Source organism: Marinifilum sp. D714, from assembly GCF_030851345.1.
GTDB lineage: Bacteria > Bacteroidota > Bacteroidia > Bacteroidales > Marinifilaceae > Marinifilum.
Window position 1 is genome coordinate 1 of sequence record NZ_JALPNU010000038.1, and the last position, 25,113, is coordinate 25,113.

A 25,113-nucleotide genomic window follows, 5' to 3' on the forward strand; every position below is an offset into this window, starting at 1 on the left:
GAATCTTTCAATGCTAAAATAAAGGCTTTTAGAACTGCTTTCAGAGGTGTGAGGGAAATAGAGTTCTTTCTATTTAGACTTTCAAAAATTTATGCTTGAAACATACACTCCCCTCAAGTTTTCATCTTGATCCATTGATACCACATAGTTAGCTACCATAAAGGAATACATAAAAAAAGCTGCTCCAAAAAATGAAGCAGCTTTAGTAATGCTAGTTTGTACAGTAAAACATCCTCCTAAGAGGAAATCTCTTCAAAAGAGCGAGAAACGAGACTCGAACTCGCGACCCTAACCTTGGCAAGGTTATGCTCTACCAACTGAGCTATTCTCGCAAATATTTTGCGTTATGCTCTAACTCCCGATAGCTATCGGGATGAGCTATTCTCGCATTTTCTTTTTTATTTAAACGGAAAAGAAAAACCGTTTTTGAGCGAGAAACGAGACTCGAACTCGCGACCCTAACCTTGGCAAGGTTATGCTCTACCAACTGAGCTATTCTCGCAAATATTTTGCATTATGCTCTAACTCCCGATAGCTATCGGGATGAGCTATTCTCGCATTTTCTTTTTTATTCAAACGGAAAAGAAAAACCGTTTTGAGCGAGAAACGAGACTCGAACTCGCGACCCTAACCTTGGCAAGGTTATGCTCTACCAACTGAGCTATTCTCGCATTTTGCAATGAACACTTGTTCTTACTTTTGCGATGCAAATATAGATATTCCCTAGGTTTTCACAAGTGTTTTTTTCAAAAAAATAACAATCGTCCTCCTAAATTTCTGAGTGTTTGCACAAAAGAAAAGGGAAAAAATTTCTCAATTCTTTCCCTTCATTATTTAAATCAGCTTAAATTGTGCTTATAAATTATCTCTTAAAAATTTATTGAAACGCTTGTAAAGATGTAATCTGGTTTTACCTCCATAAATGCTATGATTTCTGTTGGTATAAATTTGCATTTCGAATTGTTTGTCAGCTTGAACCAATCGCTCTGCAAACTCATAAACATTTTGTACATGAACGTTATCATCTGCAGTTCCATGACAAAGTAATAAGCTTCCCTGTAATTTGTCTACATGATTAATTGGAGAATTGTCGTCGTAACCTTTAGGATTTTCTTGTGGAGTTCTCATGAAGCGCTCAGTATATACCGAATCGTAATATCTCCAATTGGTTACCGGAGCAATAGCAATTGCAGCTGCAAAAACATCAGGAGCTTTTTCCAAACAAAGCGATGACATGAATCCTCCAAAACTCCATCCCCATATTGCAATTCTATTTTCATCAACAAACGACTCCTCAGATAATGCTCTTCCCGCTGAAATCATATCATCCGACTCAAGTCTTCCTAACTGCATATAGGTACACTTGCGGAACTCCTGACCACGAGCACCTGTTCCTCGAGGATCAACACAAACCACAATATATCCTTCTTGAGCTAGATATTGGTACCAATCAAAGCTCCATCTGTTCTCAACACTTTGTGAGTTTGGTCCACTATATTGAGTCATTACAACAGGATATTTTTTAGAAGGATCAAAATTAAATGGTTTAATCATCCAGGCATTCAACATGGTCATACCATCTGCTGCTGGTAACATGGTAAACTCTTTGGGATTGTATTGATAGCTTTTCAATTTTTCAACCAAATCCTTGTTATCTTCCAACACCCGAATCAATTTTCCTTTGTAGTTATACAAACTAACTGTGTTTGGTTGTGTAACACTCGAAAAATAATTGATATAGTATTTAAATCCATTACTAAATACCGTTCTGTTGGTTCCCTTAGCAGGAGTAATCAATTTCTTTCCAGTTCCATTCAATTTCACAGAGTAAGTGTTTCTGTCCATTGGCGAAACCTCCGCCGATTCGTAATAACATACTTTCTTCGCTTCATCAAATCCTAGAAAATCTGTCATATCCCAATCTCCTGATGTAATTTGGTTAACCACTTTACCAGTTATCATATCGAACAAATACAAGTGATTGAAACCATCTTTCTCATCTGGATAAATGAATTGAGTTCCATTATCCAAGAAAGTTAGAAAATCAAAATTACCTTCCTCAACGTAATACTTGTTTTCTTGTGTATACATTACATCCGACTCGCCAGTTTTAGCATTAGCTACCAAAAACTCCAATTTATTCTGATGACGATTCAGACGGTAAATGGTTAGTTTTTTAGGATCTTTGGTCCACTTCAGTCTTGGAATGTACTGATCCTTCTCCTCACCAACATCCATTTTCTTGGTGATGCGATCTTCCACATTGTAAACCCAAACACTTACTTCTGAGTTCTTCTCTCCTGCTTTAGGATATTTGTAAGTATAGTTTTCAGGATAAAGTGCATTTTCTTTTACTTGCGGATACAAACCTTCAAACTTGTTCATGTTGAACATCTTCACTTCACTCTCATCGAACTTCATGTATGCAAGAAATCTACTATCAGGCGACCATGTAAATGCTTTATTAAATTCAAATTCCTCTTCGTAAACCCAATCAGGAGTACCATTCTGGATTTTATTAAATTCACCATCTTTGGTAATTCTGATTTCCGATCCAAAAAGAACATTATGAATAAATAAGTTGTTATCTCTTACAAAAGCAATTCTGTTTCCATTTGGCGAAAAAGTTGCCAATCGCTGTTTTCCATTTTTCGAAAGCGGAACCAACTCTTTATTTTTAAATGAAAAAACGTAATAATCAGCGGTGAACGATCTTCGGTAAATTCTTTCCTGATTTGTTGTGAATAGAATTCTCTTCTCATCATTACTGAATTTATATTCACTGATATACTTTAATTCAGTATCCTTCATCTCACTTAAATCAAAAAGTGTTTCAACAACTTTACCCGTTGCAAAACTGTACTTCACAATTTTAGTTCCATTGCCTTCCAATGTGGTATAGTGTACTCCATCATTCATCGAACGCAATCCATACACCGATTTTTGACCAAATGTGCGATTTAGCATCAAATCTTCCATGCTTATTTTCTTCACTTCTTGTTGCGCAAGAACAACAAGTGAGAAACACATCAAGATAGCTGATGTTAAAATCAATCTTATTTTCCTCATGTTTGTTGAATTATTTACAATTTGTATAGGTTGTATTTACAAAGTCCAAAGATTCTACTTTTTTGTAGAAAAGAAAAATTTTTAATCCTGATATAAATCAGAACTAATAAGCATTACCAGTCCAAATCATTTGCATAAAATAATATCTAATCTTAAGAAATTGCTAAATCTACTGAAATGCTAAATATTGCTTACAATTTAAAGTTCTAATTGATCAGAAAGTTATATCTTTGTGGATTGAATTTCAAGATGGTTGATTTATTATCTCAATCATCTGAAAATTAGAAAGAAATTCATATTTTCTATTTAAGTATATCATGCTGGTTTGTAGCAGTGTGAATAAAAATTAAACACAATAGGATGATTAAAATTACATTTCCAGATGGAACAGTAAAAGAGTTTGAAGCTGGAATCTCTGGTATCGAGATCGCGAAAAGCATTTCTAGTCGATTGGCAAAAGAAGTTTTATCGATAACCGTTAACGATCAGTTGTATGATCTTACGCGTGCGATTAACGAAGATGCAAGTATTAAGCTTCACACTTGGAATGATGAAGAAGGGAAACATGCTTTTTGGCACTCTTCAGCTCACCTAATGGCTGAAGCATTAGAAGTATTGTACCCAGGAGTGAAATTTGGTATTGGTCCGGCAATTGAAATGGGCTTTTACTACGATGTTGATTTAGGAAATGGCACGGTACTTACCGACAAGGATCTTCCTAAGATTGAACAGAAAATGCTTGAACTTGCACGTAGCAAGAACGAATATAAAAGAACCGATGTAACAAAAGAGGAAGCTCTTCAGTTTTTCGGTGAAAAAAATGAGGAGTACAAAGTTGAGTTGATCAACGAATTGGAAGATGGTACGATTAGCTTTTACCAACAAGGTGGCTTTACAGATTTGTGTAGAGGTCCACACTTGCCAAACACAAGCTATATCAAAGCCATCAAACTAAACTCGGTAGCAGGTGCTTATTGGAGAGGCGATGAAAAACGTCCTCAGCTTACTCGTGTATATGGTATTACTTTCCCTAAGAAAAAATACCTTGACGAGTATGAAGTAATGATGGAAGAAGCTAAAAAGCGTGACCACAGAAAATTGGGTAAAGAAATGGAATTATTCACTTTCTCTCAAAATGTTGGTCAAGGTATGCCAATTTGGTTGCCAAAAGGTGCTCAATTGCGCGAAAGCTTGGAATCATTCTTGAAGCGAGTTCAAAAGAAATTTGGATACGAACAAATTATCACACCTCACATTGGTAACATTAATTTGTACAAAACTTCCGGTCACTACGATAAATATGGTGAAGATTCATTCCAGGCCATTCAAACTCCACAAGAGGGAGAAGAGTATTTGCTAAAACCAATGAACTGTCCTCATCACTGTGAAGCATATAAATTCAAACCTCGTTCATATAAAGACCTTCCTGTTCGTTTTGCAGAATTTGGAACCGTTTATCGTTACGAGCAAAGTGGAGAGCTTCACGGATTAACTCGAGTTCGTAGTTTTACTCAGGATGATGCTCATTTGTTCTGTACTCCAGATCAATTGAAAGAAGAGTTTAAGAAAGTTATTGATATCATCTTTATTATTTTCAAAGCTCTTAACTTTGAAGAATATGTAGCTCAGGTTTCTCTTCGTGATAAGGAAAATCATGCAAAATACATTGGTTCTGAGGAAAACTGGGATAAAGCAGAACAGGCAATTATAGAAGCTGCTGAAGAAAAAGGATTGAAAACTGTAGTAGAATACGGTGAAGCTGCATTCTATGGTCCAAAACTTGACTTCATGATCAAGGATGCAATTGGTCGTAAATGGCAGTTGGGTACAATCCAGGTAGATTACAACTTGCCAGAGCGTTTCGAATTGGAATATGTAGGTAGTGATAATCAAAAGCATAGACCAATTATGATTCACCGTGCACCATTTGGATCTATGGAACGTTTTGTTGCTGTACTGCTTGAACATACAGGTGGTAAATTCCCATTGTGGTTAACACCTGAACAAGCTGTTATTATGCCGATTAGCGAAAAATATAACGATTATGCGAAAAAAGTTTTAAATTCGTTAAATAATTCCGATATTCGCGCCGTATTAGATGATCGCAACGAGAAAATCGGAAGAAAAATCCGTGACAACGAGTTGAAAAAGACCCCATACCTAATTATTGTTGGCGAAAAAGAAGCTACAGAAAATACAGTTTCGGTTCGCAAACAAGGAGAAGGTGACATGGGATCTATGACTATTACAGAATTTTCAGAGTTTATTAATAAAGAAGTAGAAGAACAATTGTCTTCTATCGAGAATTACTAACTAAATAAGGAGGACCTAGCCATAGCTGGATTTCATCACAGAAACAACAGAGGACAAAGAAGACCTCAAGAGGCTCAACACAAAATTAATAAGTTAATTAGAGCCCGTACTGTTCGCGTTGTAGGAGAAAACGTAGAACCAGGAGTTTATTCAATTTCTGAAGCATTAAAATTTGCTGAAGAGCAAGAATTGGATTTAGTTGAAATTTCACCAAAAGCCGATCCACCCGTTTGTAAGATCATCGATTACAAAAAGTTTCTTTATCAGCAGAAAAAGAAACAAAAGGAAATGAAGGCTAAAGCGGTTAAAGTTGTTGTTAAAGAAATTCGTTTCGGACCAAATACCGACGAACATGACTACAACTTTAAATTGAAACATGCTGTTAAATTCCTTAACGAAGGAGCAAAGGTTAAAGCATACGTTTTCTTTAAAGGACGTTCAATTCTATTTAAAGATAAAGGTGAGATTTTATTGTTAAAATTCGCTCAAGATCTTGAAGAATTAGGAAAAGTTGAACAGATGCCTCGTTTAGAAGGTAAGCGTATGACAATGTTCATTACTCCAAAGAAAAAGTAGAATAATTTATATATACATTAATTTTTAAATTTGTACAATGCCTAAGATGAAAACAAATTGCAGTGCAAAGAAAAGATTTACTTTGACTGCATCTGGAAAAATCAAAAGAAAGCACGCTTTTAAAAGTCACATTTTGACTAAAAAAAGCACTAAAAGGAAGAGAAATCTTACCTACTTCGGTACTGTAAATAAAGCAGACCAGAAAAACGTTAAGTTAATGCTTAACATGTTGTAAGAATCAGTTATTGATTTTTTTAGTTATTAACCGAGTGGTTAGCACCAAAGAGTCCTTAAGTGGAACGCTAACATTCAAAAATTAGGAATTATGCCAAGATCAGTAAATTCTGTAGCTTCAAGAGCTAGAAGAAAAAGAATTTTAAAAGAAACCAGAGGTAACTTTGGAGCAAGAGCTAATGTTTGGACAGTAGCCAAAAATACTTTCGAAAAAGGTTTGCAATATGCTTACCGCGATAGAAAGAAAAAGAAATCAAACTTTAGAGCATTGTGGATTCAGCGTATTAACGCAGCAGCAAGACTTGAAGGTCTTTCTTATTCACAATTAATTGGTTTGATGCACAAAGCTAACATCGAAATTAACCGTAAGGTTTTAGCAGATTTAGCTGTAAATCATCCAGAAGCATTTAAAGCTGTAGTGGGTAAAGCACAAGCAGCTAAATAGTACTATAAATTATTTACTTTAAAAAGGGGTTGTGATTCACAATCCCTTTTTTACGTTTCAACTTCTAATAATTAATGCTTATTGCTCTCAATAAGTACATTATCGAAAAAGCATAATAATAGCTGCAATGCTTGACATTATTATGCTTTGGATTTACTATTTTTGAAATCATAACAGGGGAAAGCTATTAACCAACCAATTTCCCACTAAATAAACCACAAATGAGAATTGCATTAATAGGCTACGGAAAAATGGGTAAAGAAATAGAGCAAATTGCTCTGGATCGTGGCCATGAAATAGGATTAATTATCGATCAGCACAATCCAAAAGATCTTTGTGCAGATCAATTACAAAATATTGATGTTGCCATTGAATTTACGAATCCTGATTCAGCTTTTGGCAATTATTTAAAATGCTTTGAAGCAAATGTTCCTGTTGTATCCGGAACAACTGGCTGGCTTGCTCAACTACCAGAGATTGAGAAGCAATGTTCTGAAGGCAAAGGATTCTTTTATGCATCGAACTTTAGTTTGGGCGTAAATCTGTTTTTTGAATTGAATAAGAAGCTAAGCAAACTAATGGCTCCATTTAAGGAATACAATGTGGATATGGAGGAAATTCACCACATTCACAAATTGGATTCTCCGAGTGGAACCGCTTTGACATTGGCTGAAGGAATTCTTGAAAATCATCCAAAGAAAAACAAGTGGATTGAAGCTACCAGCATGAAAGAAGACGAACTTAGCATATTGGCCAAACGCCATGGAGCAGTTCCTGGTACACATTCCATCACTTGGCACTCCGAAGTTGATGAAATTATGATTCAGCATCAAGCGTACAGCAGAAAAGGATTTGCTTTGGGAGCAGTGTTAGCAGCCGAGTTTATGCCGAAAAAAGAAGGTTTTTATGGCATGAAAGATCTACTTCAACTATAAAAGAAAATTGAGTAATCATTTAAATACAATTGAATGGCACACATACTAAGAAACAAATGGTTTAAGTTTTCAATCGCTCTTATCATTACTTTATTAATGATTATTTGGATTGGCAATTATTGGCTTTTATTAGGATTACCAATCCTTTTTGATGTTTATATCAGCAAAAGGGTACATTGGGCCTTCTGGAAGAAAAAAGGAGTTAAAAAACAAAGCACAGCTGTTGAATGGATTGATGCCATTATTTTTGCAGTAGTTGCTGCAACAATCATTAGAATGTTCTTTATTGAGGCTTACACAATACCAACCAGCTCGATGGAGAAATCATTGCTTGTTGGCGATTATTTATTTGTAAGTAAGGTTGCATATGGTCCTAAAGTACCTAACACACCTCTATCCTTCCCTTTTGCTCATCACACCATGCCTGGGACAAGCAAAACCAAATCATATTTGGAATGGATCAATTGGCCTTACAAGCGTCTTGCAGGATTGAATGAGATCAAACGCAACGATGTTGTGGTATTCAACTTTCCTGCAGGAGATACCATTGTTGTAGGAGCCGAAAATCCAGATTACTATTCTCAATTAAGAGCTGCTACTGCAACTATAAAAGAGAATGATATGAGAAGAGGACGTGCTCTTCAATCTGATAAAGCCTATATGAAAGTTGCTCGTAAATATTTCGCTCAAAACATGGAAATTGCCACTCGTCCGGTTGATAAGCGTGAAAACTACATTAAGAGATGTGTTGCTATGCCAGGTGATACCATTTCTAGTATAGATGGGCAACTTTATATCAATGGGAAAGCTCAGGATAAAGTTGGAGAAGTACAATACAATTATGAAATCCGAACAAATGGCACATTGATCAATCCTCGAAGATTAAAGGAAATGAATATAGCTAAAGATGAAATTAGCCATAGTGGTTCGGTTTACCACATGCCTTTATCAAAAGAAAAAGCGGATAAACTTAGCAAACTTAGCAATGTTTCATCTATGGTTAAAATGGTTCATGGAGTTGGTACTCCAGAAGATGTTTTCCCATTTAGCGAGCATTACAACTGGAACAGAGATAATTTTGGACCTCTAGTAATCCCTCAAAAAGGTCAAACTGTTGAGTTAAATTTAAAAACTCTTCCATTGTACGAAAGAGCAATCAATGCCTACGAAGGAAACGATTTGGCAGTAAAAGACTCTACCATTTACATCAATGGGAAAGCAGCAAACACTTACACTTTTGAAATGGATTACTACTGGATGATGGGTGATAACCGTCACCGTTCAGCAGATTCTCGTTATTGGGGATATGTTCCGGAAGACCATGTAGTAGGTAAAGCTTCATTCATCTGGTTATCGCTTGATAAGGATCAAAGCGGTTTCGGAAAAATCAGATGGGATAGAATTTTCAAGTGGATACATTAAGATATTAAATCCATATATGAAAAGGCATCTGCAAGGATGCCTTTTTCTTTTACCTATATTTTTTATAGTTTCGCAATCCAAACGGAAGAACAATGGAAAATACTAAAGCTCTACTTTCAACAGCATATTTTGCACCAATTCAGTACTATTGCAAATTGATTCAGTACCCAAATGTTATAATTGAACAATGGGAAAACTATTCAAAACAATCGTATCGCAACAGGTGTAATATTTATGGAGCGAATGGAGCATTGGCCATTTCTGTTCCTGTGGTAAAGGCTACCAATAAAAAGGTTTTAACTAAAGATGTTAAGATCTCTTACGATACCAACTGGCAAAAACTACATTGGAAAGGAATCGAATCTGCTTACAAATCATCACCTTTTTACGAATATTATATCGATGATTTAGAGCGATTTTTTAGTCAAAAATGGAACTTCCTTTTAGATTTTAACCTTGAAATTCAAGCGGAGATTTGTGAAATCCTTGAAATAGAAAACAAGAATTCCTTGACCGATGATTTTATCCCTTTAAACACTCCAAACATCGCTGATTTTAGGAATGTAATTCATCCAAAACCCTCAAAAGGAACAAATGATACTGAGTTCAATCCACAAACTTACACTCAAGTTTTTGCTGACAAGCATGGTTTCATTCCCAACCTAAGTATTTTGGATTTGATATTTAATTTAGGTCCTGATAGTTCGTACTATCTGGAATCCTGCCTAAAGTAAATTAAGGTATTCTTTAAGGTCTTGCATAATTGCATCATGATCAAAGGCCAAGGCTGGTAATTTGTTAACATCAATCCATTGAGCCTTTAATGCATCATCATCACCTTTAACTTGTGGTAACGATTCTGCCTCCATTTGAGCCAAATAAACAACAGAAACTGTACGTCCTCTAGGGTCGCGATCTACTGCTCCATATGTTTGGAACTGCGAAATAGAAACTCCTTCAAAACCTGTTTCTTCCTTTAACTCGCGATACGCAGCAGTATCCAAATCTTCATCCATATCAACAAATCCACCTGGAAAAGCCCATTTGTTCTTAAAAGGTTCATTGGCTCTTTCAATTAACAACACGTAGTTATTGCTTTCACAATTGCAAAAGATGGCACAATCAACAGTTAATGCCGGACGTGGATATTCGTATGTATACATGATTTAATTAGCTTATTGAATTGTGAAGTTATTGACTTCGATTTGCTGATTACTGTTCTATGATTCTTTTAATCACTCTCAACTTATGTGTGTAACGCTTTGTATCAACATTAAAAATTCCTTGATGATCGACATTATCGATTCTCACCTTACCGGAAGCATGAATAATTTTGTGTCTATCCCAAATGATACCAACATGCGTAATTTTACCTTCTGCATTATCGAAAAAGGCCAAATCACCTGGCATTGCTTCTTCAACAAAAGTTAATGGTTCGCCAACCAAAACTTGTTGACTAGCATCGCGAGGTAAACTGATTCCATTTAGTTTGTAAACAATTTGAACCAAGCCTGAACAATCAATTCCATAAGGAGTTCTTCCTCCCCAAAGGTAAGGTGCATTGAAATATTTTAGTGCTGCTTCAATAATGGAATCACGAATATTTGTTTCATCACCATTTCCAGTCACTTTCCCCTGGTAGAAATACTTCTTCTCTCCTATCTTAAAAGATTTCTCTTCTCTATCACAAAATGGGAATGAGCTTCCTGGTACAATCAGTTTGTTTGAATAATCTTTCTCCTGAAAAACAAGATTAAAAGTATCATTTGCTACTGCTGGTGACTGAGTAGCTAGTAAATTATAAAACTCTTCATTAATAACACTTATCATTTTAGTATCAACCCACCCCTCGTAATTATCGTAGGCTAATCGCACCTTGCTCCAGTTTTCAACATCCTCAATAACTTCAAAATGCTCTCCAAATAAAATTTGGGTTACCATTTCGCTTTTCTCGGCAGGTTCACTGCGTACTGGAATGATACTTAAATCGGAAATTCCGTAATTCATGTATTGGTTGCTTAATGATTGTTATCAATCAAATATAAAAAATATAATTATGTTTTTACATTTACATTAATATATTTGCTGTATATATCGCAGGTAAAAGAAAGGAATAAATATTTTTTACCAAAAAATATTCAACTAATTTTATAAAAAGAATTTCAACACTCCTAATCAGAATAGAATGAATAAATACTTTAGGTTAATTCGACAAAACTTAAGTAACATTTATCGCTTTACCATTACTACAATTACCATTGTACTGATCATGCTTCTATTCCCGAATACCGGAAATTTTAAGTATGAATATCAGAAAGGTAAGCCTTGGATGCACGAAACCCTTATTGCTCCTTTTGATTTTTCCATATTAAAAACAGAAGAGGAATTGAATCAGAATCGAGATAGTATTTTGAATCGTTTCAGCCCTTACTTTAAAGTTGACACTTCCATTTATCCTTCGGTAATAGAAAGATTTGAGAAGAATTTCGAGAAAAAATGGAGCAAGTTTGAGAAATCATCAGCCTATAAAAAGCTTAACTATTCTCAAAAGAGATCGGATTCCGAAAAATTACTATGCTATAATTACCTTAAAACAAACCTTAAGAATTATTACAACATTGGGATTGCTGATTTTCAAAACGAGAAACTACAGTACAATTTCATATTGCCTGAAACAATCAACAAATCATTAAATAACATTAATGAGAAAGTTCTTACAGATAAAGTATATTCTGCAAGAACTGCCTATGAAGACATTAGTTCGAATTTAAAATCCGATTACAGCAATCCTGTTTTTCAAAGTTTTCTTCAGAATCTAAACCTCGATTCCTACCTAACACAGAATCTGTTCTACGACAAAACCATGTCCGATCAGGTTAAAAACAGCATGCTTTCAAACGTCTCGCTTACCAAAGGGAAAGTGGATTTCGGAACTCGTATTGTACTAAGAGGTGATGTAATTAATGATGATACCTTTCTAATTTTAGAATCTCTAAAAAAAGAATATGAAAATTTTTTAGGAGCATCGCAAAATCATTACCTAATTGTTGGAGGACAAGCTTTACTAATCATTTCATGTGTTGTTCTTTTGTTTCTATACCTACGAAACTTTAGAAAGCAAATCTTACACGACAACAAAAAACTTCTTTTCATATTTCTGTTGGTTTTGTTATTTGTTGCTCTTACCACTTTGGTATTAAAACTCCAGAATCAAAACGTTGATGTTAATATCTACATTATTCCGTTTGCTCTCATCACCATTGTGGTGAGGACATTAATGGATAGCAGAACGGCATTGTTTGTTTTCATTGTTACGGTTTTAATCACAGGATTCCTGGCTCCTAACGGTTTCGAATTTGTATTTCTACAATTGGCAGCAGGTATCATGGCTATTTACAGCCTCCCTAGATTGGAGAGACGTGGTCAGCTCGTATTAACCGCTATTATAACATTCTTTACCTACAGTGTAGTTTATTTCGCTTTCGCGATAACCCAGGAAGGTAGCATAGAAGAAATTGAATGGTTCAACTTTGTATGGTTTGCTTTTAATGGACTGTTACTTACTTTCTCCTACTCTTTAATTTACATTTTTGAGAAACTCTTCGGCTTCTTATCTGATGTAACTTTAATTGAATTGTCAAATCAGAATCATCCACTATTAAGAGAGTTGATTCAACATTCTCCCGGAACATTCCAACATTGCTTGCAGGTTGCAAATCTTGCCGAAGCTGCAATTAATAAAATCGGAGGTAATCCATTATTGGTAAGAACTGGTGCACTTTATCACGATATTGGGAAAATGAAACATCCCGTTTATTTTATCGAAAATCAGATGTCGAACAAAAACCCTCATGATGATCTTGAATTCGATAAAAGTGCGCAAATCATTACCGACCATGTAAAGTATGGAGTGAAAATTGCAAAAAAACACAAGCTACCTCAGCAAATTATCGACTTTATTGAAACTCATCATGGTGCAGGTAAAGTGATGTACTTCTACACATCCTTTAAAAACAAATATCCCGATAAAGAGATCGACGAAGAGAAATTCCAATACCCAGGACCAGACCCATTTACCAAAGAAACCGCTGTTTTAATGATGGCCGATGGCATTGAAGCTGCTTCGAGAAGTTTGAGGGAAAAAACTCCGGAAACCATTCGCGAGTTAATCGATAAAATCATTGATAAACAGGTAAAAGAAAATCGTTTCGCTAATGCGGATATCACCTTTAAAAATATCAATGAAATCAAAGAAATTTTCACAAACAACTTGATTAATGTGTATCATGCAAGAATTGAATATCCAAAAGAAATAAAAACAAAAACTAATTAACTTGTAGACAAAACGAGCTTAGGTGCTATGGGCTACCTAAGCTCGTTTCATTTTAAGTGAAGTTATGCTTACAAATTATAACACGTATTAAAATATTTTTTGACACGTGTTAAAAGTGATTTTAATACCTGTTAAAAATAGCACCGCAAAGTACGCATATTTTAGTCTTACACTTCGAACCAATAAAAACTTTAGGTTGAATCCTACTAATCGTATGCACTCTAAAACAACAAGATCGGCAGTTGTTATCCTCCCACTTTCTACATTCTAATCCAGATCTCCTTAATCCTCAGTTTCGGGAAAGTCAATTTTTTTCCCTCTCCTATTTTTTGTAACTTATAGAGTGTGACCAACTTTACACAAAACATATTAATTTTTCATGTGAAATTTATTTGATGTAAAACCATCTGTTTACTTAATCTTCACCCAAAACCCTACTATTATGATACGAAATAGCATATTTTTATTCGGTCTGATTGTATCAATGGTTTTTGCTATGTCTTGCCAACCTGAAAAAAAGGCAGAAGACAAGAAGACTGGCGATACAGTGATACAAAGGAAATTAGCCAATTATGCAGAAGTTAAGCTATCTGCAGATCTCAACTCTCTATCTACAGAGCAAATAAAATTATTCTCACACTTAATTAAGGCCGCCGATGCAATTGATGATATTTATTGGATGCAAGCCTATGGGGATAAAAATGCTTTATTAAATGGTATAGAGGATCCTGATATGAAACAGTATGCCAAGATAAATTATGGCCCTTGGGATAGATTAGATGGATTTAAACCATTTACGGAAGACTTTCCTCCAAGACCTTTAGGAATTGGTTTTTTCCCTGCTGATATAAATCAAGAAGAGTTCTTTCAATTGAACGATGATGAAAAATACAGTGCATTTACAAACCTTACCAGAGATGAAAATGGTAAATTAAAAGTAGTTCCCTATAATGTTACCTATAAAATGCAATTGCAATTGGCTTCAGATCATTTAAAGGAAGCAGCAAATCTAGCTGAATCTGATGATTTCAAACAATATTTACTTCAAAGGGCAAAAGATCTTACTTCCGATAACTTTACTGTGAGTGATAAGCTTTGGTTAGAACTTAGCAATAACCAACTTGATTTTATTGCAGGTCCGATTGTAAATACAGAAGATCATTTAATTTGGACAAAATATTCCTATGGCGCCTTCATTCTATTAAGAGATAATGAATGTACCAACAATGTTTCTAAATATGCTTCCCTATTACCATTCTTACAGCAAAATTTACCTGTAGATGAAAAACTTAAAGCCGAATCTGTAAGTAGTAAGGCCAACCTGTCAATTTATAATGTACTATACAACTCAGGTTATTGCAACGCTGGTAATAAACTAATTGGTTTAAATCTTCCTGTAGGGCTTCAAAATACATCAGATGCAAAACGAGTATATTTCAAAAATGTAATGCAAGCTAAATTCAACAAAATATTAAATCCAATTAGTGAATTGGTTATTGATGAAAAGCAACGCAAACATGTAAATTTTGAATCGTTTTTCTTAAATACCATTTTCTTTGAACTTACAAGTGGTATTGATATCACGAACACAATTAATGGAAATGGAGATGTAAAAGAAGCCTTAAAAGAACATTACAATGTTATCAATGAGCTAAAAAATGATGTGCTAAGAATGTATCTTTTAAATCAGGTTCACGATATGAGACAAATTGAAGAAATAGATATGCTTGACAACTATGTAACCTATATGGCCGATGTATTCAGATCCATTCGATTTGGTGTTACTGACGCTCAAGGTGTAGCAAATATGATTCGCTTCTATTATTTCCACGAACATGAAGCCTTTAAATACCATCAGAATACAGGAACCTATAAGATCAATGATTACAAAATGGAAAAAGCAATTGAATCTCTTGCCAAAATGGTTCTCGAAATTCAAGGAAATGGTGACTACGCAGCTGCCGATAAACTTATAAAGGATAAAGGGTATATAAGAAATGAACTATTACAGGATTTGTATCGAATTCAGCGTGCAAAAATTCCTAAAGACTTAACTTATGACCAAGGAGAAAAAGTAATAATTGCTGAAAAGTAATTTTGCATTTAACAAGTAATTTTTAGAGGGCATCCAAGAGATGCCCTTTTTTATACTCAAAATAAAATATTAATCATATATTTGGATTTTCTCTACAACAATAGAATATATGTTTCGTCTACTAAGCTCTTTATTACTTATTTTAATTACAAATTTTAGTTTTTCACAACAAATTAAAGTTGTTGATAAAGAATCTAATAAACCTATTGAGAATGTATACATATTTGATAAGTACAATTCCATACTAACTAATGAATTTGGGATTGCTGATTTATCAGAATTTAAAGAAAAAAGGCTTTTACACTTTCAGCATCCATCTTATCAGAACTTGGAAATAGATTTTAACGATATTAAAGTTCAAAACTTCATTGTTAAACTTCATTCCAATATTTTCCCCATACAAGAGGTGATAGTTTCTGCAAACAAATGGGAACAAAACATTAAGGAGGTACCTTTAAAAGTGCACAAGATAGAAAAAGCCGAAATTATCAATACTAACTCACAAACCACTGCAGACCTTTTAAAATCATGTAATCAGGTTTATATTCAAAAAAGTCAGCAAGGAGGCGGTAGCCCAATGATTAGAGGATTTGCAGCAAACCGAGTTCTACTTGTTCTGGATGGAGTTCGTTTGAACAATGCCATATACAGAAGTGGGAATTTGCAAAATGTTATTAGCATTGATGCCAACAGCCTGGAATCGGCAGAAATTATTTTAGGGCCTGGATCAATTATTTATGGTAGCGATGCAATTGGAGGAGTAATGGATTTTCATACCTTAAAACCACTCTATTCTACCTCGGGAAAAACCAACACCAAATTCAGATACAAGAACCGTTATTCATCTGCTAATAATGAAGTAATGAACCATGTATCATATAATGTTGGAAAAGAACGATTAAGTTTTGCAGGAAGTGTTACTTACAGTGATTTTGATGATCAAAAAATGGGGAGTCATGGTCCTGATGAGTATTTAAGAAATGAATATGCTATCGTAGAAAATGGAACGGATAAAGTAATTACAAACTCTGATCCTAAAACCCAAAAACGGTCTGGGTACAACCAATTCAACCTGGTTCAAAAGATCAGATACAAAGCATCTGAAAACACGGATTTACTTTATGGTTTGCACTACACAACGAGTTCTGATATTCCTCGTTACGATAGATTAATTCAATACAAAGGAGACAATTTAAAGTATGCAGAATGGTATTACGGACCGCAAACATTACAAATGCATAACTTTCAACTCGCATTAAAAAAAGACAATCTTTTATATGATTCATTCAAGTTAACTACAGCCTTTCAGAATTATAAAGAAAGTAGACATGATAGAAAATTCATATCTACCTCAAAACGAAATCGTTCTGAAAAATTAAAGATTTACATTCTAAATGCCGATGCTGAAAAAAAACTATCCAAATCAACTCATTTGTTTTGGGGAGCAGAAATGACTCACAATCGTCTAAGGTCAAAAGGACATAGCACCAATATTGAAACCTATGACTTAGAAGAAATTGCAAGTCGTTATCCTGATAAATCAAAATATTCAAGCTTGGCTGTTTACAGTAATATCAAACGAAAATTAAATTCAAATTGGACTTTAAATACTGGAATTAGATACTCACACATCTGGATCAATTCTGAACTTGATAATACCTACTATAACTTTCCCTTCACCCAACTTGATTTATCCACTGGTGCTCTTAATGGAGGTGTCGGTATTACATACAATTCCGATTCTGGTTGGGATTTCAAATTCAATGCAAGCTCTGGTTTTCGAGCCCCAAACATTGATGACATAGGTAAAGTGTTTGATTCAGAACCAGGAAAAGTTGTTGTTCCTAACAAAGACCTCAAACCAGAATATATTTACAATGTCGACCTTAATGTCAGTAAGAATTTTAATCAGAAAATTTTTATCGATATCAATGCATTCTATTCATTTCTTGATGATGCGATGATTCGAAGCGACTACAGTTTTGATGGTCAAAATACAATAATTTACGATGGCACAGAAAGTGAAGTTCAGGCAATAGTTAATGCTGATAATGCTAAAGTATGGGGAGTAAACTTCCAGTGTATCGCAAAAATCAATCAAAACTTTTCTGCGACAGCAAATATGAACTACAATAAAGGAGAGTACAAAGATGGCAGTCCGGTAAGACATGTTGCTCCAATGTTTAGTTCGTTTAAACTAGATTACAAATCGAATAATTTGTCTTCCAATATTGCCATAGAGTACAATGCAAAAATTGCTTACAACGACCTTGCAGAGGTCGAAAAAGACAAACCATATCTGTATGCTCAGGATAAGAATGGCAATCCTTATTCTCCTGAATGGTTAATTGTAAACTGGAACAATAATTATAAACTTAGCAAATCTATAAATCTCAACTTTTCGATCGAGAATTTATTCGACAAACGCTGTCGTCCATACTCTTCAGGAATAGCTGGTGTTGGAAGGAATTTTATTGTGGGAGTAGTTTACAGCATCTAGCTATAAAATCAAAGATAAATAATGCTATTCTGATTAATTTTGATTAAATTGGCTACAGTTAACTCCCTAAAATAGATATAGTAATGTATAAGTTCGTTTTTTTAATAACCATATTATCGTTTTATACTTTAATCGGTAACGCACAAAGACAACCTCAAAAATTGAATTCGAATTTAAACTTGTATTCAACTTCATTAATGAATTTTTATAACGACGTTATCAAGGTAAAAATAGCAGAAGAAAATACTTCAACTCAGTTTAATGGAAGTCCTTATGTCAATGATAGATTTAGCAAAGGCTCTTTGGTAACAAAAGATAGTTTGCTTTATTCAGGGCTTCTTCTTAGATATAATAACTATAAGGATATTATGGAGTTTCAAAAAAACAATACGGCTTTTGAAATATCTCATCAATTTCCTTTATTACAAATCATGTTTGACGGAAAAATCTACGAGCGATTTACCTACCAAGATAGCAACGAATTGACAACTGGTTTTTTCTTACAATTATTTAAAGGTAATTTCAGTTTGTATTCAAAAGAAAAGGTAGTACTAAAAAGCGGTAGACCTGCTAAGGGTTACCAAACTAGAACGCTTCCAACTTTTCAAAAAACATCAATTCAATTATACATCAAAGACAGTAACGATAAACTAACAAGAATAAATAATAAAAAGGATTTACTTAATTTATTCCCATTGAATAGAAATAAGGTATCGGAATTTATAAAAAGCAACCATCTAAAAACTAATAATCAATCAGATCTTATTAAAATCCTTGATTTTTGCAACAATCTTAAAATATAGAACTCTGCATTCATTGGAGCTTTCATTTTTTAAATATAAATCCTGCAATTAAATATGGTATAATATTTAATTGCAGGATTTATCTTGTAATACAATTTCCTCTAATCATTTTGATTTATAAGAATCAAATAAAGTTTACATTCAACTTTGTTTCCTTTGCAACATCTTCAGCATGTTCACTCAGCACATTCAATTATTCCTTTAAACGTTCAATATTATCAATATGTCATACCATAAATGAATGGAAATATGTTGAAATTAACTTCTATCTTTATGCATTCTACCAACTGTAACACAATTGAGCTACTCTTTTAAACTTTATTGTATCAGCTCACATAAAATCGGAAGTGATATTGTGCTTTATTTTTCACTCCTCTGCTATCTTCATGAAAAAATCCTTTATACAATACTTTACTCCTGTTTAGAAAGAATATAGTTAGTACTAATATGTGTATAAAGTAATTTTCATCATCATTTTTCAATGATAAGCTCTTATTCTTGTATTGCAATTATTTAATCAATCTATACACTATCGATAGCACTACTTAATACATGCAACAAAAAATCCTATCATACGATATTAAATTGTTGAAACAAAAAGTATCTATTTCTGATCCTATGATTTGAAACTGACTTTACTACCAATACTCTAGATATTTTTTATAAGAGAAAAAGGGGCTATCTCAATTGAGATAGCCCCCTTCGAATTAATTCTATTTAAATATTAATTAATGTCCCAAAATAATTTTGTGTCCATTTCATCTCCACCGATAGCAGCAGCTGCCGCATCATATTCTGTTCCATTAAGTGTCGCCTCTTCAATAGGATATAAAAATCTAACAGGAACTTCTGGATCTTCATAACCAATAAGATTATCATCATCATCAAAAATTGGAAATCCTTTTAGAATTCCGAAATCCAATAAACGATAAGTTGTCCATCCCTCAAAACCATTATTAAATAATGATATCCATTTTTGAGATCCTATCTTAACCTTCCAATCTCCAGTTGCAGTTGTATAAGCTACCTCAGCTTGCGCCAAAAAAGTAGATGCTTCTGTACCATCAACTCCCCATTCTGCCATAGATGCTAATACAGCTGCATTATAATGATCCTCTGCAGTACCAGCAACTGTGTAACCTCTCTCAGCTGCCTCTGCAAGTAAAAATTCAACCTCTGCATAAGACATCAAAACACCTTCCAATTCTGGGTCATGAAATAAATCTCCAATATGTGAATTCTTAGAATAAGAATTTGCAGTTCCATAAATTCCACCTTTATAAGATCCGTCATATAACGTAAAATAAACAGAACGTCTTGGATCATTTTGAGCATTCATGTAATCCACTAAATGATTTGCAGCAACGAAATCTTTTCTACCACTTTGTACCAAATCTACCCATAAAGGATTAGTATTTGGTGATAATGGCATATAATCTATTTTAAAATTATCTGCATTACTACTAATTAGTGTATTACTAATTGCTTCTTCAGCAGTCGCCTGTGCAACTGATGGATTTACGTCTGCCAATCTTAATGCAAGTCTTAATTTTAAAGAATTTGCATATTTCAACCAATTTGACATATTTCCTCCATAAATAGGATCATTTGCATCTAACCCTCCATAACCAGTACTGATCATATCAATTGCATTATCCAATTCTGTTAAAATATTTGAATACACAGTTGCTGCATCATCATAAGAAGGTTCTGGATTTTCAATATCTAATGCTTCCGAATATGGAATATCACCAAACAAATCTACTAAATTAGAATATGCAAGGACCTCTATTATTTTAATACAAGCAAGCTTATTATCACGAACAGCTTCTTCACTTACTGGATTAACACCTGGTAAAACAGCATTATTAATAGAAACTTTAGCCCCATCTAAATCCTTCAAAACATCTCGGTACAAAGTGCGCCACATATTTCTACCAATATTTCTTGTGGTCTGATTATATTGACTTTCATCCGGATACGTAGTTTGAGCCCAATATTGAGAATAAAGTCTGAATACATTACTATTAACATTGGTATTTAACATTAAATAATAATAATCAAGAACAGCATTTGTAAACAATGGTCCTGGAGGAACTTCCGATGCATTTTTTGTATCTGTATTTCTCTCTTCCAAATCATCATCGAATCCTGAACATGCCGATATCACAGCAAGTGAAAACAGCAGTATTCCAAATTTATATATATATTTTTTCATCTGATTATAAATTTTTAAAAGTCAATTTTCACATTAAATCCAAAATTTCTTACCGTTGGGTATGAACCCGAAAGATATCCTTGAGCTAAACCAGCAGATAATCCAGATTCTGGATCTGCATAAGGAACATGCTTATCTATAATCCAAAGGTTACGTCCAATCAACGAAAGTGATACATTTTGTGCAAATCCACTTATTAAGTTTTTCGGTAAATTATACGTTAATGACAACTCTCTCAACTTAACAAAAGAAGCATCATAAATTGTTAATGCAGAAGGATTTCTTGAGTTATTACCCCAATAATATGCTCCACCGTAATAATCGGCTCTTGCACGAGTAGTATTAACTTGCCCGTCAGCAGTTACGCCTTGGTTTAAAATTCCACCACCTTCAGACACAGGATCGCGTTTAGGATTTCCTAACTCATTCAAGCCTGCCGTATGCTTCAAAACACCAGTACCTTGTCCATAATGCATATCAAGAGAATAAACATCTCCACCTTGTTGAATATCTATCAGGAAGCTCAATGTCAACCCTTTATAACTAATCGTATTTGTAATACCTCCTGTCCAATCAGGATTTTGATCTCCAATTACTTGATCAGTTTGTGATACATAATAGCCAGAAGAGTTTATAATTCTTTCACCATTTTCATGATACAAGAAACCAGTTCCTCTAATTGTTCCTAGAGGTTTTCCTTTAGTGGCATTTATGGAAACTCCTCCTTGATATGAATTAATTACAATGTTATCAAGACCTTGATATAAGTCTACAACTTCACTTTTATTTTTAGCCCAGTTGATATTAACGTCCCAGCTAAAGTCTTTTGTTTTTATAGGTGTACCATAAAGACCTAATTCTATACCTTTATTTTCAACCTCTGCAGCATTAACCCATCTTTGCGAATAACCTGTCGCCTTACTTTGTTCAACAGGAATCAACATATCCTCTGTTGTTTTATGATAAAGTGACAAATCAACACCTAATCTATTATTAAGAACTTTTGTTTCTAAACCAAATTCATACTCTTTAGTTCTCTCTTCTTTCAGTTCTTGATTATTTTTAGTAGAACTATAACTATATCTCTGATATTGACCAAAATTTTCATCACGAACATAAGTGTCAAATACATTTAAAGGACTAGTATCATTCCCTACTTCCGCATAACTCAATCGGATTTTTGCCATATTCAGCCAAGAATAATCCATTAGACTTGATAACAAGAAACTTGTTGAAGCCGAGTAATAGTTATAATTATTATCGCTTTTAGGCAATGATGAAGATTGATCAATACGATCCGTTAATTCTAGATATAAGAAATCTTTATAAGATAAGGTCGCTTGAGCATATACACCATAAACTCTTTTCTCTTCTAAACTTTCAAAAGGGAAAGGATTCGGATTTGCTGAATTACTTAAAGCATACTTACCAGGCACTACAAGACCTCCCAAAGTAGAACTAATTACACGATCTGTTTTTTCATCTCTAATGTTAAAACCAACAACTCCCGATAATGCAAAATTATCATCGATCTTTGTATCGTAATTAAACATCAAATCGTAATTCAATTCTGTTCTTTGAATATCTTGACGCTGATATCCTGAACCTTCATCTTGACGAAGCAAGCCAAATGGAGCTGGAGTGGATCCTATCGCTCTCCTTTCTTCTCGAATTTCATTGTAAGTATCCAAAGAAACTCTTGCTGTTATATCTAACCAATCAAAAGCATCAAAATTCAGATATACATTTCCATAAAATCTGTCACGTGCATCAGATTGATAATTCTCATATCTGGTCCAATAAGGGTTATCCCAAAAAATAGGAGTTAAAGGATCACCTCCAATAGTTGCTGTGTGATTCCATGTATAATTTTGTCTTGTATCCTTATAGATTCTCTCTTGATCTTTTACATCAACATTTACCTGCCACCATTGGCGGAACTGAGACATTAAATTATCTGAATATCCAGTAGAATTACGACCTTTTGTATCTTGAAATGATGCATTAGCACTAATTCCCACCTTCAATCTATCATTAATCTTGTTGTCTCCATTAAATGCTATTGTATTGCGATTCAATTTTGAATTTGGTAAAACTCCAGAAGTATGGAAGTTTGTAAAACTTAATCTAAACGTTCCGTTTTCTCCACCTCCAGTTAACTCTACATTATTAGTAAAACCTACTTCTGTTTCAAAAAAATCAGATGGATCATTATCCGCTCCTTTATATTCATACGCTTTTTGATAATTTGGAGAACCAGGCACAAAAGAATCCCACTGATATGCCATTGTACCATCAAATTTAGCTCCATAAGAACCATCTTCATAAAGTGGCACAACTAAATCATCAGTTCCATCTCCATCAAAATCAAAATCATCAAAACCATCTGTATTTCCATAATACCACGGTGCATATCCTGCACCATACTCTTTTTGATATTTTGCAAATGTTTCCTTATCAATACGACCAATTGAAATACCTGAATTAATACTTATACCTAATCCTTTTTTTGCTGTACCCTTTTTAGTTGTAACCATTACAACGCCATTAGCTCCACGTGAACCATAGATAGCAGTTGCAGCAGCACCCTTAAGGACACTCATAGCTTCTATATCATCTGGATTAATATCAGATAATGCACTACCATAATCATAACCTGTACTACCACCACGTTGAGCACTTGAATTAAATGTAGAACCTCCAATAGGTACACCATCAACAACAAATAACGGTTGGTTACTTCCAAAAATCGAGGAGTTACCTCTTATAACCATATTTGGAGATCCACCAAAGTTGTTTGATTGTTTAATCTGAACACCTGCAATTTTACCTGACATGGAACTCATCAAGTTCTGTTGCTTAACTTTTGTAACTTCTTCTCCGCCCAAATCAGTCACAGAATATCCAAGAGATTTTTTTTCTCGAGTAACACCTAATGCAGTTACAACTACCTCGTCTACACCAATAGACTCTGTTTGTAAAACTACATCAATTACAGTTTTATTACCTACTGTAATTTCTTGGGTAACCATACCAACGAAGCTAAACATTAAAATGTCTTCAGGGGATGCTTCTATGGTATACTTACCATCAATATCGGTACTGGCTCCAATAGTAGTACCTTTAATAACAACAGATACTCCAGGCATGCCCAGACCATCTTCAGCATTAGTTACCGTACCGGTAACTTGTTTGCTTTGCGCATTTACTATCTGTAATCCCATAAACATGAGAAACACAAATAGTCCAATCATTTTTTTCATAAAAAAAACTTTTTAGTTAGTAATTAAGTAAAGATGCAAAATGGTTAATGGTAATTCTTGACATTAAAAATAACACTTTTAATGATTTTAACAAATTTTAACAACTTCCAACCACATATCTTTCAATTACTTACTAAAGTTATTGTTGAATTTTATGATTATCATATTGTTTTTTGTCATATTATTAAAACTTCCATTCAATATGCATACTACTAAGTTATAAGTATCAATTTATGTAGCATTAGATCGATCTACAACTGATATTTGTCATGTTTTATTTTTAATCATAAATATCAAATATGACATTTGTCATATTTTTATTATAATCAGTCTGAAAAATGGAAGTTTTGTTTCTCTTGTTTGGATAATATTGTCATTTCTCTTTAAATTTTATTTTAAAGAGATTAAATGACATAGAAGTTTTCCGAGATTCAATTAATATGTTGCCCTTAAAAGTAACACAAGTGTTATAAAAGTTATCCTGCAAATTATCATGGGGAGAAGTATTATTCAGGTCAGTAAGATAGTTTTAATGCAAGAAACTTATGAGTATATTGTAACTTATTAATAGAGTATTATAAGTTTCACTAATAATATGAATACTGGGAAATTTTTATAAATTAAACTTGTGATAGAAAAGAGTAAGCATATCTGAATGCCATGGATAATAATGAAACTCCCTACTCTCTGAAAGGAGCATTGTAATTTGAAGAATTCTTATAACCCTAAAGCTTCTACTAAATTCACCTTTACAAGTTAGAATTTATTTAACAAGGCACATCACATGTATACTTTAGTAGTTGCTAGTATTGAGTGGATATTTCGGTGTAATTGTGCCATCTATTTCGGTTATGTTGTGCCACTAAAAAAAAGAATGTTTTCTAGGCTAAAATTATTAAATCTTTTG

Annotated in this window: 16 protein-coding genes and 3 tRNA genes; 11 read left to right on the forward strand and 8 right to left on the reverse strand. The window is 33.8% G+C overall.

Annotated elements, in window-relative coordinates; all coding sequences use genetic code 11:
• Window positions 1–259: 259 nt before the first annotated feature.
• The 4 genes from M0051_RS18765 to M0051_RS18780 form a co-directional block, all read right to left on the reverse strand.
• A tRNA-Gly gene (locus M0051_RS18765) sits at window positions 260–332 on the reverse strand.
• Between the two features lie 97 nt (window positions 333–429).
• A tRNA-Gly gene (locus tag M0051_RS18770) sits at window positions 430–502 on the reverse strand.
• A 96-nt stretch (window positions 503–598) separates the two neighbouring features.
• A tRNA-Gly gene (locus M0051_RS18775) sits at window positions 599–671 on the reverse strand.
• Window positions 672–855: 184 nt separating this feature from the next.
• Complete coding sequence (locus tag M0051_RS18780; RefSeq protein ID WP_306743105.1) at window positions 856–3,069, reverse strand: S9 family peptidase; 2,214 nt, start codon at window positions 3,067–3,069, stop codon at window positions 856–858.
• Between the two features lie 360 nt (window positions 3,070–3,429).
• Between M0051_RS18780 and thrS the strand changes: the two genes are divergently transcribed.
• The 7 genes from thrS (at window position 3,430) to M0051_RS18815 (ending at window position 9,728) form a co-directional block, all read left to right on the forward strand.
• The gene (thrS, locus tag M0051_RS18785) at window positions 3,430–5,382 is read left to right on the forward strand and encodes a threonine--tRNA ligase (protein WP_306743106.1); all 1,953 of its coding nucleotides are present in this window, start codon (window positions 3,430–3,432) and stop codon (window positions 5,380–5,382) included.
• A 21-nt stretch (window positions 5,383–5,403) separates the two neighbouring features.
• Window positions 5,404–5,958, forward strand: a complete 555-nt coding sequence (gene infC / locus M0051_RS18790) for a translation initiation factor IF-3 (RefSeq protein ID WP_306743118.1) — start codon at window positions 5,404–5,406, stop codon at window positions 5,956–5,958.
• 37 nt (window positions 5,959–5,995) lie between these two features.
• The gene (gene rpmI, locus M0051_RS18795; protein WP_054722596.1) at window positions 5,996–6,193 is read left to right on the forward strand and encodes a 50S ribosomal protein L35; all 198 of its coding nucleotides are present in this window, start codon (window positions 5,996–5,998) and stop codon (window positions 6,191–6,193) included.
• Window positions 6,194–6,283: 90 nt separating this feature from the next.
• Window positions 6,284–6,637: a 50S ribosomal protein L20 gene (gene rplT / locus M0051_RS18800; RefSeq protein WP_120239044.1), complete on the forward strand. Its 354-nt coding sequence runs from the start codon at window positions 6,284–6,286 to the stop codon at window positions 6,635–6,637.
• A 221-nt stretch (window positions 6,638–6,858) separates the two neighbouring features.
• A complete protein-coding gene (gene dapB / locus M0051_RS18805; RefSeq protein WP_306743107.1) occupies window positions 6,859–7,572 on the forward strand; it encodes a 4-hydroxy-tetrahydrodipicolinate reductase in 714 nt (237 codons plus the stop codon).
• A gap of 33 nt (window positions 7,573–7,605) precedes the next feature.
• Window positions 7,606–8,994, forward strand: coding sequence for a signal peptidase I (gene lepB, locus M0051_RS18810; RefSeq protein WP_306743108.1), 1,389 nt, complete (start codon window positions 7,606–7,608; stop codon window positions 8,992–8,994).
• Window positions 8,995–9,086: 92 nt separating this feature from the next.
• The gene (locus M0051_RS18815) at window positions 9,087–9,728 is read left to right on the forward strand and encodes a WbqC family protein (RefSeq protein ID WP_306743109.1); all 642 of its coding nucleotides are present in this window, start codon (window positions 9,087–9,089) and stop codon (window positions 9,726–9,728) included.
• On the opposite strand, the gene M0051_RS18820 is transcribed toward M0051_RS18815, so the two are convergent.
• Window positions 9,720–10,157, reverse strand: coding sequence for an NUDIX hydrolase (locus M0051_RS18820; RefSeq protein ID WP_306743110.1), 438 nt, complete (start codon window positions 10,155–10,157; stop codon window positions 9,720–9,722). The genes M0051_RS18815 and M0051_RS18820 overlap by 9 nt on opposite strands.
• Before the next feature lie 49 nt (window positions 10,158–10,206).
• Window positions 10,207–11,001, reverse strand: a complete 795-nt coding sequence (locus tag M0051_RS18825) for a C40 family peptidase (protein WP_306743111.1) — start codon at window positions 10,999–11,001, stop codon at window positions 10,207–10,209.
• A gap of 178 nt (window positions 11,002–11,179) precedes the next feature.
• On the opposite strand from M0051_RS18825, the gene M0051_RS18830 reads away from it, so the two are divergent.
• The 4 genes from M0051_RS18830 (at window position 11,180) to M0051_RS18845 (ending at window position 18,725) form a co-directional block, all read left to right on the forward strand.
• Entirely contained in the window at window positions 11,180–13,327 is a 2,148-nt protein-coding gene (locus tag M0051_RS18830; RefSeq protein WP_306743112.1) for an HD family phosphohydrolase, read from the forward strand.
• Window positions 13,328–13,769: 442 nt separating this feature from the next.
• The gene (locus tag M0051_RS18835; RefSeq protein ID WP_306743113.1) at window positions 13,770–15,422 is read left to right on the forward strand and encodes a Zn-dependent hydrolase; all 1,653 of its coding nucleotides are present in this window, start codon (window positions 13,770–13,772) and stop codon (window positions 15,420–15,422) included.
• A 109-nt stretch (window positions 15,423–15,531) separates the two neighbouring features.
• On the forward strand, window positions 15,532–17,922 hold the full coding sequence (locus M0051_RS18840; protein WP_306743114.1) for a TonB-dependent receptor: 2,391 nt from the start codon (window positions 15,532–15,534) through the stop codon (window positions 17,920–17,922).
• Between the two features lie 83 nt (window positions 17,923–18,005).
• Window positions 18,006–18,725 carry a hypothetical protein gene (locus M0051_RS18845; protein ID WP_306743115.1) on the forward strand — a complete coding sequence of 240 codons (720 nt, stop codon included), beginning with the start codon at window positions 18,006–18,008 and terminating at the stop codon, window positions 18,723–18,725.
• A 724-nt stretch (window positions 18,726–19,449) separates the two neighbouring features.
• Here M0051_RS18845 and M0051_RS18850 read toward each other — a convergent pair.
• Together M0051_RS18850 and M0051_RS18855 are read right to left on the reverse strand one after the other, a co-directional pair.
• Entirely contained in the window at window positions 19,450–20,943 is a 1,494-nt protein-coding gene (locus M0051_RS18850) for a SusD/RagB family nutrient-binding outer membrane lipoprotein (protein WP_306743116.1), read from the reverse strand.
• Window positions 20,944–20,957: 14 nt separating this feature from the next.
• Complete coding sequence (locus M0051_RS18855; protein WP_306743117.1) at window positions 20,958–24,206, reverse strand: SusC/RagA family TonB-linked outer membrane protein; 3,249 nt, start codon at window positions 24,204–24,206, stop codon at window positions 20,958–20,960.
• Window positions 24,207–25,113: the final 907 nt, after the last annotated feature.